Source organism: Paenibacillus sp. LS-5, assembly GCF_056121505.1.
Map to the genome: position 1 here is coordinate 96393 of NZ_JBWAVA010000016.1, position 18784 is coordinate 115176.

The window sequence follows — 18784 nt, forward strand, 5'->3', positions numbered from 1 at the left end:
ACCGAAACCGCCGGAGCCGCTGTCTTCAATAACAGCCGCTCCGGCGGTTCTTCATGTGAACGGCTGCTATGCCAGAACACGGCTGATGAACGCCTTGGAAGCAGCAATCGCTTGCTCCAGCTCAGGAGTGGGTCCTGCAAAAGGATGAACAGTCCCGAAGGTGTGGTTGCCGCCTTGAATCTGCAACCATTCAATATCCGCCCGCATACGGGTTAATTGTTCTGAACCGCGGCGCAGCCGCTCGCCATCCTCGCTACCCTGGATCAGGATGACCGGGAAACTGGCCTGCTTCATCCGTTCCAGGATATTGTAGCGTTCGGCTTGCTGCTCCAGATCATCTAGGATTACAGCATCCAGCGGCATTTGCTGACCAGTACGCCCATTGAGCACATAGGTTCGTCCCTTTGTCCTCATTTCGTGTTTTTGGTCCTCTGTTAACAAATCGAGATTGGTGACCCCGTTCCAGGAGAGCACCCCGGTAATTGCATCGGAATGTTCAAGCGCGTAGAGTAGACATATCCCGCCTCCAAGGCTGTGACCGAGCAGAAATACGGGCAGACCTCCGAATCTGTGATGCTGGGCGAGATAAGAGAGCAGAATTTCCAAATCCCTGATCTCACGTTGACCCGTGTTGCGGGCGAATTTCTCCAGCTCGGTAAAGTTTTGAAGATCCTCGCCAATTCCGGCATGCGAAAAGTTGAAAGTGACAACCTCATGCTCATCACTAAGCGCTTTGGCGACATAAGGGAACATTCCCCAATCTTTGAAGCCTTTGTATCCATGGGCAATGACAATCAGGCTTCTCGCTGTGCCTTGGGACTGAAAATGGGAACAACGCAGGACAGCATCTTCACCTGCGGGCAATTCGAAGTTACGGGGCATAAGGCAATCTCCCTTTCCTTGCGAAAATAGACTTCAGCGGCTTTTTCTTTTAAGATAGCAGAAAGCAATCCGTAGGAAGATCATACCATTAGCAGCACGGTTATGGATAGAAGGCAATATGAGGCAGTTAATGATCGCGGAAGCATAAGGGGCGTGAAGTTTTGATATACGGAATCGGGCACGATGTGCTGGAAATTCAGCGAATTGTAAAAATAGCAGCCGGTAGCTCGGGCACCCGGTTTATCCGCCGGATTCTTACCGGTCAGGAGATGGTGCTGGCCAGCAGCAGGGGCGGGAAGGCTGCGGAGTTCATAGCCGGACGATTCTCGGCCAAAGAAGCGGTAGTCAAAGCACTGGGATGTGGAATCGGGAAAACTGTGGGCTTTCAGGATATTGAGATTTTGCCGGATGCCCAGGGCAAGCCGGTGGTCTCGCTCTCTGCTGAGGCATGGGGCCGGCTCCTGTTGACGGAGCATGAGTATACCATCCATCTCACCATTACGCACAGCCGCGATTTGGCTTCGGCCTTCGTGGTGGTGGAACAGTTGGAAAAATAGATTTCGGCTTATATGTACCGGCTACATGCTATATGAGCGGCAAGGAGAATAACAATGACAACACATGAACAACCAGGTAAAGCACAGCAGGAAGCCAAGTTATTCTTCAGCCGGTTTCTGCTGAAATGGTACAAAGATCAAAAACGTGATTTGCCATGGCGGCGCCACCGGAATCCTTATTATATCTGGATATCGGAGATCATGCTGCAGCAGACTCGGGTAGATACGGTCATTCCTTATTTCAACCGTTTTATTGAGCGTTTTCCTACGGTGGAGTCGCTGGCCGACGCCCCTGAAGAAGATGTGCTGAAGTGCTGGGAGGGACTTGGCTACTATTCACGTGCCCGGAATCTGCAGCATGCGGCCAGGCAGGTTAAAGAGCAGTATGGCGGACAGGTTCCGAATGACCGTGATGCTGTATTTGGCCTCAAAGGCGTAGGCCCTTACACAGCAGGTGCCATCCTCAGCATCGCCTTCAATCGGCCCGAGCCAGCGGTGGACGGTAATGTGATGCGGGTATTGTCTCGGTATTTCCTCATTGAAGATGATATCGCTAAAGGACCTACCCGCGTTGCCATGGAGCGCCTGGCGGCAGAGCTGATCCCTGAAGGCGAAGCCTCGCATTTCAACCAAGCGCTGATGGAGCTTGGCGCGCTGGTGTGCACGCCGAAATCACCGCGCTGCCTTCTGTGCCCGGTGATGGAGCACTGCGCTGCGCGGCTGGCGGGCTGCGAGACATCGCTGCCCGTCAAGACCAAGGCCAAGCCGCCGCGCCCCGAAGAGCGGCTGGCTGCTCTGGTGGAGGGCCGCGGCGCGCACGCGGGCCGGGTGCTCATCCGGCAGCGGCCATCCAGCGGGCTTTTGGCCCGCATGTGGGAGCTGCCGCACTGGCCGGCGCCGCCTGCGGGGGGCGGCGCGAATGGCGCGCTGCTGCCGGAGGCCGCGGCGCTGGACCGGCTGCGCCGGTCCCTGAGGCAGGCCGGGATTCCTGCCCGGCCTGAAGAGCACTGGATGGCTGCGGAACATACGTTCAGCCATATTGTGTGGACCCTGCAGGTATACCGCTGCAGGGAGGAGGACGTCCGCGCGCTGCCGCTGGCTGCGGAAGGGCGGGCGGCGTATGCCGGCGGGTACACTCCCGCTTCCCCAGGTCTGTTCGCTGAAGACGTCATAGCCGCAGAGCCATTCGCCGACGGCAGCGGAAGCCCTGAGGATGGCGGAGCGGTACGTTGGATTAACCGTGAGGATATGGCCAGTTACGCCTTTCCGAATGTTTTTTTGAAGCTGCTGAATAGTTATTTTGATGAGCAAGACTCCGATCAGGGGACTGGTTGAATGCGGCGAATCACGTGATATTAGCAAAAAACGGGTACCCTCCGTAAGAAGAGGGTACCCGTTTTCATATGTTCAGGTGCAGCACAATGTGCCGCGTTTACTTATTTAGCGCTGTCGTAACGTTTGCCGACTTCTTCCCAGTTGACTACATTCCAGAAGGCTTTGATATAGTCAGGACGTTTGTTTTGATAGTTCAGGTAGTAAGCATGCTCCCATACATCCAGTCCGAGGATTGGAGTAGCACCTTCGCTGATCGGGTTGTCCTGGTTCGGTGTGCTGGTAACTGCCAGCTTGCCGTCTTTCACTACGAGCCAGGCCCAGCCGCTGCCGAAACGGGTAGTTGCCGCAGTAGCGAAGTCTTCTTTGAATTTATCGAAACCGCCAAGCTCGCTGTCAATTGCAGCAGCAAGTGCGCCGGTTGGTGCGCCGCCGCCGTTCGGTCCGATAACTTCCCAGAACAGGGTGTGGTTGGCATGACCGCCGCCGTTGTTGCGGACAGCCGTGCGGATCGCTTCAGGTACAGCGTTCAGGTCGGTAAGAAGCTCATCAATGCTCTTGCTTTGCAGTTCAGGTGCCTTTTCCAGAGCAGCGTTCAGATTCGTCACGTATGTGTTATGGTGCCTGTCATGGTGAATCTCCATCGTCAATGCGTCGATGTGCGGTTCGAGAGCGTTGTTCGGATAAGGAAGTGCCGGTAATTGAAATGCCATGGAAAAATCCCTCCTGAGTGTTATTAGAATTTGTATGGATAAAGAATTTTGGCGGTCTTGACGTCAAAACCCCTTATTTCCGACGAATCTTATAGGTTTGTATCCGATAAGATACTATTATTAAACCGTATCTGGAACAATAATGCAACATTAAACAAACATTAATGTTTATTAAGTGGAGGCCTTTGGAAATCCACCCATATGTGTTAACGCTGTGTTAAAATCGTAAAGGGCCACCAAGGCATTCGTTTACATAGTCTTAATGGTAGTATTCAACGAAATTCTGTAACAATAATCGATGTAAACGCTTTATATCAAGCGCTTTCAAAAGAAAAGTGATGATATCAGCAGGAAAATATGCTTTAATAGACTTAAAAGCAGGTATTCCTCGTTTTTTGAAGTTTAAAGAAGCAATAATCTGTTTAACAATAGGTTAATACTTCTTTAGTCGCATGAAAAGCTGCTCCCTATTACAGATTCGGCGACTTCTTCGAAAGGCATTTTTTGCTTTTCTTTTTTTCCTCTCCACGCTGTTACGGGAACTCCTTCTTTTTGTTAAATTCTAAGCCATAGAAAAGGGAGATTTAAAGAATGCACGTTCGTTCCTTTCAATTAAGCGACGTTACCCCTGTGACTGAACTGCTGCAGACCGCATTATCGGAAGAATGTTTCGAGAGCACTATCGAGCCTTTCTCCAGGCAGCTATCATGGGATTCCGATCTCATTGTTGTTGCCGAGGTTGAAGGAGAGATTGTTGGTGCGTTGATTGGTACAATCGAGAAGAATCACGGCTGTTATTTCCGCATTGCCGTTCATCCCGATTACCGCCGCAGAGGAATTGGCAGAGGTCTTGTCACGGCGATGGAACACAAGTTTCAGGCCCGCAAGGTCAGTGGTATTTTTGTAGCGATTGACGAGCATAACTCATTTGCACTGCCGCTGTATGAGGCTATGGGTTATGGCGAGGATCAAATCTTCAAGTCAGTACGGAAGCTTAGCATTGTCGGATAGAGAAGCTTAATTCCGGTGCTGCGTAAGCGGAAACATTTCTAGAGTAGAGAACTATAGCGATGATTACGTCTTCAATAGTTATTGAGAGCGTGCTTGCATAGTCTGATTCCTTATACTGAAGCATATCTTCCCACGGTCCATTGCAAATGGCCGGAAGATATGCTTTTCTATTGTTATGGACATGAATGACCAATGAGAAGCAAGAAGGTGGCCTATGAACCAGGAGCTTGAAGAAGATATCATGCGGAGCCGCCGGCAGAGATACCGGTCCGTTACCCATGGCAAACCCGGCTCTATACCGGGAAGACACTGGGTCCGCGATCTGCGGGATTGGCTTGTTACTGCCGCAGTTATTTTCGCATTAATGTCGCTGCTCAATATTTTTGTGTTCAATGTCTCCACGGTTATCGGCCAGTCCATGCAGCCAACGCTGCTGGAAGGCGAGAAATTAATTATTAGCAAGATATCACTAGTCTTTGCCAGCCCAAGACGGGGGGATGTGATTGTTCTTCATGACCCCAGCACGGGACCGAACCGCAAGGAGTATCTGGTAAAGAGGGTCATCGGGTTGCCAGGCGACAGGATTGAAGTACGGAACCACAAGCTGTATGTGAACGACCAGCTTACGGAAGAGCCCTATGTGGATACAGAAATACAAGACCCGGACTTTGCCCGGATTACCGTAGATAAGGGAGCCTATTTCGTGATGGGAGACAACCGGCATGCGGGAGCCAGTAAGGACAGCCGGTATTTCGGTGCTGTTCCGCAAGATCTACTGGTTGGCAAGGCGGCGTATATTTGGTGGCCCCTTGGCAAAGCAAGTGCATTATAAGTGAAGGAGAAGGCGGTAATGAACAATAAAATCCAGACATCCTATGCCCCACCGCCTTCGAAATGGGAAGGTCTCAAAGCTGAGATTAAGGCTGCCGCACAAGAACTTGGGATTGATGATATCGGGTTTGCGGGTGCGGAGCCGTTTTTATATTTGAAAAATATTCTCCAGGAGCACCGTGACAACGGGTATGATTCGGGCTTCGAGGAGCCGGATCTTGATAAGCGTACTCTCCCGGCACTACAGTCCGGTGAGCAGCCGATGTCCATTATCGCCATAGCTGTAGCTTACCCCTCCAAAATGGAGAATCCGCCCCAGTCGGAGCCAGGTGCACGCCGTGGTATTCTTGCCCGCGCCTCCTGGGGACGGGATTATCATCATGTCCTGCGCGAGGCGCTGGGCAAGCTGGAGGGTTTCATCCGGGAGCGGGTACCTGGAGCGGTGCTGGAGAGTATGGTGGATACCGGGGTATTGGTTGATCGGGCCGTGGCTGAACGGGCGGGCATCGGCTTCAGTGCCAAGAACTGCAGTATCATCTCCCCCAAATGGGGCTCATGGATATATCTCGGTGAGATGGTGACGAATATCCCCTTTCCTCCAGATACACAGGTAGAGGAAGGTTGCGGAGATTGCACGAAGTGTATCGATGCCTGTCCTACAGGGGCTCTGGTAGGTCCCGGACAGCTGAATGCCCAGGCTTGCATTTCTTATTTGACGCAGACGAAGGGCTTTCTGAGTGAGGAATACATGACCAAAATCGGCAACCGGCTGTACGGCTGCGATACATGTCAGATCGTCTGCCCTAAGAACCGGGGAAAACATTGGGACCATCGTCCGGAGCTTCTGCCTGATCCCGAGATTGTCAAACCGCTGCTTCTGCCGATTCTGGAACTCAGCAACCGCGAGTTCAAGGAGCAGTTCGGCAGCAGTTCTGCAGCCTGGAGGGGGAAAAAGCCGATTCAGCGTAATGCGGTAATCGCGCTCGGCAATTTCAAGGATGCTGCGGCTGTGCCGAAGCTGACAGAGATTATGCTGAAGGAAACCCGCCCGGAGATGCGAGGGAGTGCTGCGTGGGCGCTCGGACGTATCGGAGGTGAAGAAGCGCTTGCGGCGGTACAGCTGGCGCTGCAAGCGGAAGAAGACCATACGGTCCGGGAAATGCTTGAGCGCTCGCGGGACAGTCTCCTGCTAGCGCAGGAGGTTCAGAAGCAAGACTGAGACAATGGATGCTCCAATCCTCAGTAGCCGTTTCTGCTAGACACAGTTATTAGTATTTGCAGTGACCTGTTTCATTGTATTTACCAATTGCTGTCGAGTTGTTGAAATGCTATGATAGATTCGCGTGCCTATAGCGGGCATTGCAGACATTAGAGTAAGAGGTGGACTTTGGATGAATATTGCATTGCCTATTATTACGCTTGTCGTAGGTCTGATCGGCGGATTTTTCATCGGGGTATATTATCTGCGCAGACAAATGACAACGATGCAGAATGATCCGGAAATGCTGCAGAAGGTTGCCAAGCAGATGGGGTATAACTTGAATGGAAAGCAAATGCAGCGTGCCCAGCAGATGATGAAGAACGGTAACCCGCCGGGACGTATGCCAGCTGCTGGCAAAAGACAAGGCCGCAAAGGCAAGTAACCGGTCGCGGATATAGCCGAATTAGATACGGGTACGGAAGGGGGAGGCTTCATGGGGGGCACCAAAGATTACATGAATGACAAGGTTGCTGCAAACCGTGAGCAGATCGAGTACCACGTTGAGAAAATACTGGAGCTGATTGGCGAAGACACAGGCCGCGAAGGACTGCTGGAAACGCCGGCCAGAGTTACACGGATGTATGAGGAGATATTTGGCGGTTATTCGATTGATCCCCGTGAGGCGCTCGGTGTAACCTTCGATGAGTCTCATGAAGAATTGGTGATCGTAAAGGATATCGTCTACTATAGCCAGTGTGAGCATCATATGGCTCCGTTCTTCGGAAAAGTGCATATCGGGTATGTTCCGAGCGGACGGATTGCAGGGCTCAGCAAGCTGGCCCGCCTCGTGGAGGCTGTAAGCCGGCGCCTGCAGGTGCAGGAGCGCATTACGGCGCAGATTGCCGACATTATGACAGAGGTTCTGAATCCTCATGGGGTGATGGTCGTTGTGGAAGGAGAGCATCTCTGCATGTGTGCCCGCGGGGTCAAAAAGCCCGGCAGCAAGACGGTAACCATGTCAACACGGGGTACTTTCCGGGAGGACGCTGCCGCTCGGGCAGAATTTCTGGCTTTAATCAAGGAATAGAATACAGGGGAATACCCCGTTGCTTCATAAGATTAAGAGCCCTTCCATCACTGTGAAGTGACGAAAGGGCTCTATTTCTATGCCTGGGAGAATGAGACTGCTCTCCTTAGTAGGGCTGCCAGACAAGCTTGCGGGCGGCTGTGAACCTTTCGGATACATAAGGCCAATTCACAACCTTCCACCAGTCTTTGATATATTCGGCACGGTTATTCTGATGCTTGAGATAATAAGCGTGCTCCCATACATCTAGGGCTAGCAGAGGAACCACATCCCATTGGGAGAGATTCTGGTGTTTCTCCGCTGTCAGAATTTCCAGCCTGCGGCTGCGCGGACTCCAGACCAGGATGGCCCAGCCTCCGCCTTCAACCTTATTCCCTGCTTCTGTGAACTGCTCCTTGAAGGCATCGTAGCTGCCGAAGCCATGTTCTATGGCGTCCAGCAAGGTCCCGGTCGGTCGGCCTCCGCCTTGCGGAGACATGATGTTCCAGAAGATCGTATGCAGGTAATGGCCGGCACCGTTGAAGGCAAGCTCGCGCTCCCAATGCTTCACTAGATCGTAATCCTTGGTTTTTCGGGCTTCAGACAGTTTATTCTCTGCCTTATTAAGCCCGTCTACATAGCTTTGATGATGTTTGTCATGATGGATTCTCATGGTTTTTTCGTCGATATACGGCTCCAGCGCGTTATAGGCATAGGGAAGAGGCGGCAGGGTGTGGCCCCCTACCGGAACAGAACCCGTTTCCCGGTTCTCGGAAATTGGCAGAGTCAGAGGTGACTTCCGCTTAAGTGCATCCAGAGTATTCACGAAATACTCTGATTCCCGGATGATATGAGGCAGAACGGTTCCGGCCAGCGGCTGATCTTTCACAGCGGTGCTTCCCTCCATTAAGGCATACAGCTGCCGGATTAATTCCCGGGATTGGGAACGCGCCACCTGGAGAAGCGGTTCAGTTCCGGCAGCCAGTTCTGCCGGACTGTAGCCTGCAGCAGACTCGAGCAACTGACGCGCCGCATGTCCGGTGGACTCCAAGACCACGGCCCATTCATCCAGCAGCTGCACATACGGCTTCTCAAGATGAGGGACAATCGCCTTGATGACCGCCATGTGCTCCTGCTCTTGTTTTTTCCAGAAAATAATTTCTTCAAGAATCTGTGCGGGCAGCTGCGGCCCGTATAACCCTACCATTGCATGCAGTCCTCCCATCCTAAGTCTTCAACAGTTCATTCTATGTATGGGGTCAGCGGCTTAGTATGTTTCTCTCCAAAAAAATAGCGTGCAAGGATGTAATACTAACATCCTTGCACACTACAATTGCGAAGCAGGCGGGTTGAATTCCAGGCTGGGTATTATTTGATGGCGGAAAGCGTCTGCTTGTTCTGCTCAGCCTTAGCCAACTGAACATTGCCCAGAAAAGCGGACACACGCCGCAGATACTCACGAGGGTGTTCACGGAACAGCAGCTCATGGTGGCTGTCTTGCACAATCCAGGAATCGGAGTAAGGGTTGCTTTGGTTCGCTGCAAGTTCTTCAGCAATCGGATAAGGCGCTTTGTCATCATTGGTGCCGTGCAGGAAGAGTGTAGGGAACGGGTAATCCTCTGCTTTGACCTTGGAATATGGAATCTGGTTCAATCCTGTACCGTTCAGCACTGGAAAGAGCAGCTCCATTATCTCCAGGGAGGGTTGGCGCGGGAGGTTGATATTCTGCTTGATGTTATGGTACAGCGTATCCGGTTCAAGCAGGAAAGTGCTGTCCAGAATCATGGCATCGACATCCTTGGTGACAAGCCCTGCCTGAAGGGCGGTGCCTGCCCCCATCGAGAAGCCCCAGACAACGATTTCTTTGGCTCCATGCTCCTTGGCGTACTTTATAGCTCCGAGGAGCTGCTGCGATTCTTTTTTGCCTCCGGTGGCGATATCCTTGTTGGTCTTGGAGGCGAAGCCGTAATCGAACATGATCACATTGAAGTTCAGGCTGTGGGCATAGTGGGCAAGATCGTACATGGGTACCCAGGTCTCCTCGCGGTTAGCGCCATAACCGTGGCTGAACACGATAGTCTTGGCTGAGCCTATAGACGGGATGTACCAACCCTGCATCATGCGGCTGCCATCCAGCGCCGGAAAGGTGATGTCCTCATAACTCAACCCCTTGGCTACTTGAGGCGTGGAATAGAGCGGAGCCACTGTTGGATTGGACAGTACCCAGGCGATATAGCCATGCAGTGCGATGAAGCAAAAGACAAAAAAGAAAAACACCGACAAGAGCAAAGAAACTATAATATGTTTAACGCGAATCATCCGCAATGAAAGCTTAGGTGATGTACCTGGTTTGTGCTCACCTGGCATTCGGGAGACCGGCGTGCCGGTATGCGTGGTTGCTAAGTCCATAAGGTCCCCTCCTATAATGGTCCATAATTAGCAAGTTGTGTTGTGGTATAGAAACATAACCTTTTAAAATAAAAAAATAAAGTGTGAACGTTAGAAATATGGCTTTTCATTCTCTGTTACAGGCTATATAATTCATATATTTAATCGTATGATGATGGCCTTACAAAGTCAATGAATTCGCCGCTTTTGTAATCTAACTGTAAAGTGCCGCCCAGTCTTTTCCGCTCACTGAAACTGCTGGACTTACCCGGGGCATATGCTCTAAGATAGAATGGATATCTTAAATAATGTAACCGGGTTTCATTTAGTGAAACAGTTGAAAGGGAGATTGTTGTGGAGGACCGAAAACTGACTGTACGTGCGGTAGAACGTGCACTGGATATATTGCTGTGCTTCACTCAGGAAAGTGAGCTGAGCCTGACGGAAATCGCCTCCAAAATCAGCCTGCACAAAAGCACAGTGCATCGGCTACTGACTACGCTTGAGGAGAAGGGGTTTCTTCTGCGCATGGAAGCCACGGAGAAGTACCGCCTGGGGATCCGCATCTGGGAGTTGTCCACACATCTGCCCACGCTGGATGAACCGGCTGCACTGCTGCTTCCAGCCATGGAGAAGCTGCGTGACTCATTGGGAGAGACGGTCAGCCTGTATCTGCGCGACGATCTGGAACGTGTACGCATTCAGGCTGTTCAGAGCAGGCAGGCGATCCGCCGGGTCGCACAGATTGGGGCCAGACTCCCGCTCTCGGTTGGTGCGTCGAGCAAGGTGCTTGCCGCCTACGCTCCGCCTGAGGTGCAGTCCCGCCTGCTGGCTGATCCGAATTGGCCGGAGGCTGTAGATAGGAGCGTGTATTTGGAGCAACTGAATGAAATTTCACAACGGGGCTATGCAACAAGCTTCGAGGAACGGGAGCCGGGTGCGGCAGCGGTAGCGGTTCCTATAACCGGAAGGGCAGGCAATGTAGTCGCTGCCCTCTCGCTGTCAGGACCCGTCAGCCGCCTTTCCCGTGAGACGCTGGAGCAATATGCCGTGATTCTGGCGGAGAAAGCTGCAGAAATGGGTCTGATGATGGGTTAATACCTTTGAATTCCGTTATATAGTCGATTTAGGGGGTAATTAGTAAGTGGAGGCAATTTTGAAGTCATTAGCTGTAGGAAATTGTGGTTAAATCCGGGGCATGGGGTGATAGGATGGTAACGGTAGTACCTGATTCATTAATAGAGGAGATGGAGCAGCTCCAGGAAACATTCAACATGGTTACTGGGCAGGCTATCGTGCTGACGGATCAAGAGGGGAATGTCTTCACACGTCCGGCAGTATCAGGAATGTTTTATGAGATAATATTGACCTCACTTCAGGATATAGACAGCCCTTTCAAGCCGACTATTCGTAAATTGGGCCCTTTGTCGCATCCTGTGGTTCTGGAGCAATGGATCCCCGGATTGAAATATAACATCATTCCATTGTTTCCAGGTTATGGACAGGTCTATTATTTATGGTGGGGCATCTATATGGAAGAGGGCAGCAAAGCGCTGGTAATGCCTGCTTTTGAAGCAAAAATGAAGAATCATCCAGTATATGACCATTTGTCTAAGGCGCTGCTTGCCCTGCCTGAGCTAAGCCGGGAGCGTGTTGATGAAGTGCGGGAAAAGATCACTGTGCTTGGACGTGTCCTTAGCAAGTTGTTGGCCAATTACGCGGGAGCTTCTGCCAAGCATGGTTTCGGAGATATGATCCCAGGGCTCTTAACAAATCTGGAGAAGGGTTATCTCAAGATTGAGGAGGTGCTGCAGCAACTAGCGGCTACTCCTTCGGCCGGGGATTTGTATGCTTTTGCCAAAGAGAATGAAGCTGGAGAGTTTCAGGTGAAGTATGCCGCTGGCAAAGGAGCGGGTATGTTAATGAATGCCGCTTTCCAGCAAGGTGACGGATTCCTGGGACAGGCAGCCCTAGGTAGGGAGCCAAGGCACTGGAGAACGAGCGCAATGGACCCGAGATCCCTGTTCTTCACACAGCGAGGACTTCCTCAACCAGAATATTTATCCTGTTATCCGGTCACGATCTATGGTGGCAGAAGAGCGCTTTTGCTGACGGTTGGCTTCGGTAAAAGTGAACATATAGAGAACTATGATCCTCAGGAACAGTGCGTAGCCTCATTGCTGGGGATTTCCGACAGAGGCCAGAATCTGGTGCAGCGGGAAGAACTGCGGAAAGAAGGAACCCAGGTTCTCAAAGAAGCGGTGCGGCTGTTGCCGCTGGCGGCATCCTATAAGGAACTTGGCGACAAATTGATGGATACCGTAATGAGCATGCCTTTTTCGCCATCGTCTGTTTTTGTCTTTTTTCAGAACCCGCAAGCCGATCAGAGTACATATTATGCCAGGGGCTGGGGGCAGGAGGAAGAATCCCTTTATGTGATGGAACTTGAGAAGCGATATTCTTCCCAATCCTTTGTCATCGCATCAATCACTACTGAGACCCCAGGCGGACAATTTTTGCTGGAATGCCCGTTAATCGCAGAAAATATATACAAAGGGATGTTGTCTGTCGGATTCCGCCAGCGGAATGATGTACAGGAATGGCGGACTTTCGTAGAGTGTTTTGCTACGCTGGCTATAACGGTCATCCGTCTTCTGGAGAAGGACAGTAGATATGCTAAACATGCGGAGACTTTTTTGAACAATCTCCTCCACCATCTGCAGAACAGTAATCCGGTACTGCAGCGCATGTCGCTGGATGCCTCGAATCTGGCTTATGATTTTGCCCGTTACGCAGGACTGTCGGAGAGCGAGTCCGAGCGGTTGAAGCGTACTTGTATACTGGCGCCTTTTCCGCTGGAGGTGCTGGAAGAGTATGATTACTACACTGAAGAAGTTTTGCTGCTGAATCAGGTGGATCAATTGTCAGCCTTTTATTTTGAGATAGAGAAACCCGTTCTGTCCTTTGAAGCCCAGCTGCTGGCGCTTGTGCTGCATCATACAGGCCAACAGGAGCAGTCAGAGACGCTGAAAGACAACAATGGGAAATGGATCGATTCTTCAAGATTTCATATGGACTTTAATCCGAAGGCTGTAATGGATGCCGAGCCGCGGGTGGCGTTTCAGTCTTTCTTGCTCAGCAGGGCCGGGGAACAGCGCAACAATAATCAACCAGTCTCGCCCGTTAAACTCCTAAATAATACAGCCCTTAAGTCACCGAAGGAAGAGTGGGGAATCTCGCCCCGTGAAGAAGAGGTGCTAGAGCTGATCATCCTTGGCAAGACGAATAAGGATATAGCTGCGGCGTTGTTCATTAGTGAACATACCGTTAAGAACCATTTGAGCCGTATCTTTGATAAAATGAACGTAACTGACCGCTCGCAGATTATTGCCCTTGTCTATAATAGAATTCTGAACTCGGAGCGGATTGAGATTTAGGGCTTGAAGTTTCCCTCCAACCGGGTGTGCCTATTCAAAATATAAACAGCCTCCAATCCTCCCGCAGGGAGAGATTGGAGGCTGTTTGTGATAGAAAAAGACCGGCAGCCTAGGGATACAGGCTGCCGGTCTTCTATGAACGGTCTATTCCACCGGAAGCGCGGAATCTGAAGCTGCGGCATCGGCCAGCATCTGGCGGAGCACGGTCTGCAGAATCCCGCCATTGCGGTAGTAGTCAATGTCTACAGTGCTATCGAGACGGGCAATGACCGGGAACTCGAACTGGGTGCCGTCTTCACGGGTAGCCGTGACGGTCAATTCTTGACCAGGCGTTACATCGTTGCCGAGTCCGGTAATATTGAAGGTCTCACGTCCGGTGAGCCCCATGCTGCTCCAGCCATGGCCCTCCTGGAACTGCAGCGGCAGCACGCCCATGCCGACAAGATTGCTGCGGTGAATCCGCTCGAAGCTCTCGGCGATGACGGCTTTGACGCCCAGCAGGAGTGTGCCCTTGGCCGCCCAGTCGCGGGAGCTGCCGGTACCGTATTCCTTACCTGCGATGACGATCAGGTTCTGTCCTGCGGACTGATATAGCATGGACGCATCATAGATCGACATCACTTCTTCGCTCGGCAGGAAGGTGGTCACTCCGCCTTCCGTTCCCGGAGCAACTGCGTTGCGGATACGGATATTTGCGAATGTGCCGCGCATCATCACTTCATGGTTCCCGCGGCGCGAGCCGTAGGAGTTGAAGTCAGCACGTTCCACGCCATGGCTCCGCAGATATTCACCGGCAGGACCGGAGTTGGAAATATTACCTGCAGGTGAGATATGGTCAGTGGTTACAGAATCGCCAAGCAGTGCAAGCACGCGGGCATTGCGGATATTCTCGATATCGCCGACACCGTCTGCCAAATGCTCAAAGAATGGCGGGTTCTGGATGTACGTGGAGTTGTCGTCCCATTCATACAGTTCGCCTTCCGGTACCGGAATCGAATTCCAGCGTTCATTCGCCGTGAATACATTCTCGTATTTGCGGCGGAACATTTCCGGACTCAGGGAGAGGCCGATGGCTTCGCGGATTTCGGCGGACGTTGGCCAGATATCAGCCAGGAAGACCGGCTCGCCTTGAGGATCATAACCCAGCGGCTCGGTTTTCAGATCAATGTTGACCGTGCCTGCCAGTGCATAGGCTACCACAAGCGGAGGGGAGGCCAGATAATTGGCTTTGACCTGGGCATGCACGCGGCCTTCAAAGTTCCGGTTACCGGATATAACGGCAGCAACCGTCATGTCATGGTCTGCGATGGCCTGGCTGACTTCATCCGGCAACGGGCCGGAGTTACCGATACAGGTGGCGCAGCCGTAACCGGCCAGATAGAAGCCCAGTGCTTCCAGCGGCTTCAGCAGATCAGCCTTTTCCAGGTATTCGGTAACAACCAGCGAACCTGGCGTAAGGCTGCTTTTTACATAGCCCGGTTTGGTCAATCCGCGTTCTACCGCTTTCTTGGCAAGCAGGCCTGCTCCCAGCATTACACTCGGGTTGGAGGTGTTGGTACAGCTTGTAATGGCTGCGATCACAACTGCTCCTGTGCTTAGCTTGCTGCTCGTGCCGTTCTTGTGCTGCACTTCGACTACTTCGTTTATTTTCTCGTCACTGAGGCCATAGCCACCTTTGTCGACCGGAGTGCGGATAATACCTTCGAAGTTTTCTTTCATATGTGTGAGCTCAACACGGTCCTGCGGACGTTTCGGTCCGGCAAGACTTGGAACCACAGAAGCAAGGTCTAACTCAATGGTGTCGCTGAACTGCGGATCTGGAGTGCCTGCGGTACGGAACATACCTTGAGCCTTGTAATAATCTCCAACCAGCTCTACAAGCTCATCCGGACGGCCGGTGCTGCGCAGGTAGGCCAGCGTCTCATCGTCCACAGGGAAGAAACCGATGGTTGCGCCATATTCCGGTGCCATATTGGCTACCGTTGCGCGGTCCGCCAGGCTGATGTTGGCCAGGCCCGGTCCATAGAATTCAACGAATTTGCCGACTACGCCTTTTTTGCGCAGCATTTGGGTGACGGTCAGCGCCAGATCGGTTGCCGTAGCTCCTTCTACCAGACTGCCGGTAAGCTTGAAGCCCACTACATCCGGTGTCACAAAATAAAGCGGCTGACCCAGCATGCCGGCTTCTGCCTCGATGCCGCCTACACCCCAGCCTACAACGCCGAGACCATTGATCATCGTTGTATGGGAGTCGGTGCCAACCAGGGAATCCGGGTAGACGAAGGTTTCACCGTCCACAGTCTTAGTGGTTGCCACAGAAGCCAGATACTCCAAGTTAACTTGATGAACAATACCTGTTGCCGGTGGAACCGCACGGAAGTTGTTGAAGGCTGTCTGCGCCCAGCGCAGGAACCGGTAGCGCTCCTCATTGCGTTCGAATTCTACATTCATATTGTATTCAAGCGCGTCTGCGGTGCCAAAGGCATCGACCATAACTGAGTGGTCAATGACCAGGTCAACCGGTACGAGCGGATTGATCTTTTTCGGGTCACCGCCGGCTTTCTTAACGGTATCGCGCATAGCGGCCAGATCGACAACCACCGGTACGCCGGTGAAATCCTGTAGTACGATCCGGGCAGGAATGAAGGGGATTTCCTTGTTGCGGTCGATACCGCCAGACCAATCCGCCAACTGCTTCACATGTTCTTCTGTAATCGCCCGTCCGTCATATTGGCGGACAGCGGCCTCCAGCAATACTTTGATGGAAAACGGCAGAGAAGAGATGTTCCCTGCACCTTGTTCTTCCAGGGAGTTAAGATGATAGTAGCGATAGCTTTTGCCGCCTGACTCCAGGGTACGGGCCAGCGAAAAATGGTCCTTGCTTGGCATATATGCGCCTCCTTGTTTCATCTGGTGAAACTACATTTCAATATTTCGTGTACCTTAAGTATAACGGTTACAAAGGGGCGAGTAAAGTTTTTTTTGCCGCAGAAACGCCCAGATTGTTCAATGGGATGTGAGGTTTGGCACCTGGGGAATAAAGGGATTGCTGTAACAAAAACCTCTATCTATTAAGGAGATATTCTAAAGTGTTTCTTCTTTTTGCTATCTGTATAGCTGCGAGGTTTTCCTCATATACATAGAACAGCAGCCAAACAGGGGTGAAGGGCGGGGAATAGAATGGAACAGCAGTGGAAAAAAAGTCTCTACGTATACGTAGATCAAGTGAATAAGGGCCGTGTGGCGCCGGGAGCTGATCAGCAGCGCAGAAGTGCTGTCAAGGACCCGCGGTTCCTCGTGGAGCAGGGCGAGCGTTCCCGCCGTCTGGCGCAGTGGTACCAGCGGCGAGGCATTACTCCGCTTCGTTCCGAGACAGGCGTCCGTACATTGCGGACCGTTCGGCAGAACCCGTTCGAGGTGGTCGCAGATGTAGCGCTGCATAGTGCGCTCTACTACGAGAAGGGGGGTATCACCCACCGAGAGGATGTCATTGAATCGGAGCGTCTGACTTTTGTGCACGAGGGGGATAACTGGGAAATTACGTCTGTGGAACGCAGCGTACCGGAGCGGAAATCAGCACGCAAAGTAGTTGAGGCAGAACCTCTGCTCCGGCTGTCCAAATGGGGCGAGGTGCTCCCCGTTCCGCAGCCGTCACAGCCGCTGCTTAATAATCGTATTCTCCGCAGCATTACCACCGGTAAAGAAGTGCGCTACCGCCGGGAGGAGGCAGCAGCATATGCTGACCGGTGGTGGAAGGACGGCAATCCGGAGTTCGAGGTATTTGATGTGGATTGCACCAATTATGTGTCCCAATGTCTCTTTGCAGGGGGGGCGCCTATCAACTATACTGGTAAAAGAGAAACGGGTTGGTGGTATAAAGGCTACAATGGCGCACAGGAATGGTGGAGCTTCAGCTGGGCTGTATCGGATAGTCTGCAGCGCTATTTAAGCGCAGGCCGAAGCAGCGGACTACGGGCTGAAGCGGTGGAACGGGCGGATCAGTTGATGCTTGGGGATGTCATCCAGTACGATTGGGACGGCAACGGCCATTATCAGCACAGCACGATTGTTACTGCTTTTGATGCAGCGGGACAGCCGCTGGTGAATGCACGAACTGTCAGCAGCAAGCACCGCTTTTGGGATTATCGTGATTCCTACGCATGGACTGACAGAACGGCATACCGTTTTTTTCATATTAATGACTACTTATAATTCAGAAAGAGGTTAGGGCATGAGTGATGCAAAATTAACCGTAGGACTGGTGTACGGCGGCAAATCCGGGGAGCATGAGGTATCGCTGCAGACGGCGTTTGCGGTTATGAACGCTTTTGACTACGCTAAATATGAGATTATTCCTTTTTACATTTCGAAGAAGGGGCTCTGGAAGGTTGGTACTGTACTGGACGCTCCTTTTGGTAATATAGAGCAACTGAAGCTGGGTGGTGAAGCCGGTGATATGGGCACGGCACTAACTGCAGTATTTAGCGGCCTGACCGGCGGAGACCAGGTGATAGATGTAATGTTCCCGCTGCTGCATGGTACTAACGGGGAAGACGGAACGATTCAAGGTTTGTTCGAAATGGCTAATATCCCGTATATCGGCGCTGGCGTACTGGCATCATCCGCAGGTATGGACAAAGTCGTAATGAAGAAGCTGTTCGGGGAAGCCGGGCTGGATCAGTGTGAGTACTGCTATTTCAATATCAGTTCCTGGAAACGCAAAAGTCATGAGCTGATCGTTGGCCTGGAGGATAAGCTGGGGTATCCGGTATTCGTCAAGCCGGCCAATCTGGGCTCCAGTGTGGGCATATCCAAAGCCGTCGACAAGGAAAGCCTGATCAAGGCAGTTGAGCTTGCCTTCCGTTACGATACGAAGGTCATTATTGAAGAATTCGTTGATGCGCGCGAGGTTGAGGTCAGTGTGCTTGGCAATGAGGAGCCTGAAGCTTCGGTTCCGGGTGAAATCGTCTCTTCTGGTGAATATTATGATTATGCGGCCAAATATACCGACGGCAAATCGCAGATGATGATTCCGGCACCAGTGGACCCTGAGGTTGCAGACCGCCTGCGGGAAGCGGCCATTCAGGCCTTCCGGGCCATTGAAGGCAGTGGTATAACCCGGGCCGACTTTTTCCTGCGCAAGTCAGACGGGAAAATTCTCATCAATGAAGTGAACACGATGCCCGGATTCACGCCGTTCAGTATGTATCCGCTGCTGTGGCGTGAGACAGGGTTATCCTATCAGGCGCTGCTGGACCGGATGATCGAACTGGCACTTGAGCGATATCAATTCAAACAGAATCTGAAGTACGACAACGAATAACATTTTGCGAGCGGCGGGATCATTCCGGCCGGGAAGGAGAGAG

The 18784-nt window shown here is 52.0% G+C and carries 15 protein-coding genes and 1 pseudogene; 11 read left to right on the top strand and 5 right to left on the bottom strand.

The window, feature by feature from the left end:
- Window positions 1-66: 66 nt before the first annotated feature.
- A complete protein-coding gene (locus tag AC0MA3_RS20820; protein ID WP_474657583.1) occupies window positions 67-882 on the bottom strand; it encodes an alpha/beta hydrolase family protein in 816 nt (271 codons plus the stop codon).
- 161 nt (window positions 883-1043) lie between these two features.
- Here AC0MA3_RS20820 and acpS point away from each other — a divergent pair, with 161 nt between their 5' ends.
- Entirely contained in the window at window positions 1044-1439 is a 396-nt protein-coding gene (gene acpS, locus AC0MA3_RS20825; RefSeq protein ID WP_474657584.1) for a holo-ACP synthase, read from the top strand.
- Between the two features lie 54 nt (window positions 1440-1493).
- On the top strand, window positions 1494-2774 hold the full coding sequence (gene mutY / locus AC0MA3_RS20830; protein ID WP_474657585.1) for an A/G-specific adenine glycosylase: 1281 nt from the start codon (window positions 1494-1496) through the stop codon (window positions 2772-2774).
- Window positions 2775-2875: 101 nt separating this feature from the next.
- Here mutY and AC0MA3_RS20835 read toward each other — a convergent pair whose 3' ends face one another.
- Window positions 2876-3484: a superoxide dismutase gene (locus tag AC0MA3_RS20835; RefSeq protein ID WP_379158599.1), complete on the bottom strand. Its 609-nt coding sequence runs from the start codon at window positions 3482-3484 to the stop codon at window positions 2876-2878.
- A 591-nt stretch (window positions 3485-4075) separates the two neighbouring features.
- Here AC0MA3_RS20835 and AC0MA3_RS20840 point away from each other — a divergent pair.
- From AC0MA3_RS20840 to folE, 5 genes and pseudogenes are all read left to right on the top strand, one after another.
- On the top strand, window positions 4076-4495 hold the full coding sequence (locus tag AC0MA3_RS20840) for a GNAT family N-acetyltransferase (RefSeq protein ID WP_379158602.1): 420 nt from the start codon (window positions 4076-4078) through the stop codon (window positions 4493-4495).
- A 214-nt stretch (window positions 4496-4709) separates the two neighbouring features.
- Window positions 4710-5327: a signal peptidase I gene (lepB, locus tag AC0MA3_RS20845; RefSeq protein WP_474657586.1), complete on the top strand. Its 618-nt coding sequence runs from the start codon at window positions 4710-4712 to the stop codon at window positions 5325-5327.
- A gap of 18 nt (window positions 5328-5345) precedes the next feature.
- A pseudogene (gene queG / locus AC0MA3_RS20850) lies at window positions 5346-6512 on the top strand (tRNA epoxyqueuosine(34) reductase QueG); the annotation flags it as partial.
- A 205-nt stretch (window positions 6513-6717) separates the two neighbouring features.
- Window positions 6718-6969 (top strand): YneF family protein, encoded by a 252-nt coding sequence (locus tag AC0MA3_RS20855; protein WP_379158608.1) that lies wholly within the window; start codon window positions 6718-6720, stop codon window positions 6967-6969.
- 51 nt (window positions 6970-7020) lie between these two features.
- Complete coding sequence (gene folE / locus AC0MA3_RS20860) at window positions 7021-7614, top strand: GTP cyclohydrolase I FolE (RefSeq protein ID WP_379158611.1); 594 nt, start codon at window positions 7021-7023, stop codon at window positions 7612-7614.
- 106 nt (window positions 7615-7720) lie between these two features.
- On the opposite strand, the gene AC0MA3_RS20865 is transcribed toward folE, so the two are convergent.
- Both AC0MA3_RS20865 and AC0MA3_RS20870 read right to left on the bottom strand, forming a co-directional pair.
- Window positions 7721-8800, bottom strand: a complete 1080-nt coding sequence (locus AC0MA3_RS20865) for a Fe-Mn family superoxide dismutase (RefSeq protein WP_474657587.1) — start codon at window positions 8798-8800, stop codon at window positions 7721-7723.
- 161 nt (window positions 8801-8961) lie between these two features.
- Window positions 8962-9960 (bottom strand): alpha/beta hydrolase, encoded by a 999-nt coding sequence (locus tag AC0MA3_RS20870; RefSeq protein WP_474657599.1) that lies wholly within the window; start codon window positions 9958-9960, stop codon window positions 8962-8964.
- Window positions 9961-10335: 375 nt separating this feature from the next.
- Here AC0MA3_RS20870 and AC0MA3_RS20875 point away from each other — a divergent pair, with 375 nt between their 5' ends.
- Both AC0MA3_RS20875 and AC0MA3_RS20880 read left to right on the top strand, forming a co-directional pair.
- On the top strand, window positions 10336-11079 hold the full coding sequence (locus tag AC0MA3_RS20875) for an IclR family transcriptional regulator (RefSeq protein WP_379158617.1): 744 nt from the start codon (window positions 10336-10338) through the stop codon (window positions 11077-11079).
- Window positions 11080-11192: 113 nt separating this feature from the next.
- Entirely contained in the window at window positions 11193-13418 is a 2226-nt protein-coding gene (locus AC0MA3_RS20880) for a response regulator transcription factor (RefSeq protein WP_474657588.1), read from the top strand.
- Between the two features lie 144 nt (window positions 13419-13562).
- Here AC0MA3_RS20880 and acnA read toward each other — a convergent pair whose 3' ends face one another.
- The gene (gene acnA / locus AC0MA3_RS20885) at window positions 13563-16307 is read right to left on the bottom strand and encodes an aconitate hydratase AcnA (protein WP_379158623.1); all 2745 of its coding nucleotides are present in this window, start codon (window positions 16305-16307) and stop codon (window positions 13563-13565) included.
- 291 nt (window positions 16308-16598) lie between these two features.
- On the opposite strand from acnA, the gene AC0MA3_RS20890 reads away from it, so the two are divergent.
- Both AC0MA3_RS20890 and AC0MA3_RS20895 read left to right on the top strand, forming a co-directional pair.
- On the top strand, window positions 16599-17630 hold the full coding sequence (locus AC0MA3_RS20890) for an amidase domain-containing protein (protein WP_474657589.1): 1032 nt from the start codon (window positions 16599-16601) through the stop codon (window positions 17628-17630).
- A gap of 19 nt (window positions 17631-17649) precedes the next feature.
- Window positions 17650-18741: a D-alanine--D-alanine ligase gene (locus AC0MA3_RS20895; protein WP_379158630.1), complete on the top strand. Its 1092-nt coding sequence runs from the start codon at window positions 17650-17652 to the stop codon at window positions 18739-18741.
- Window positions 18742-18784 lie beyond the last annotated feature (43 nt).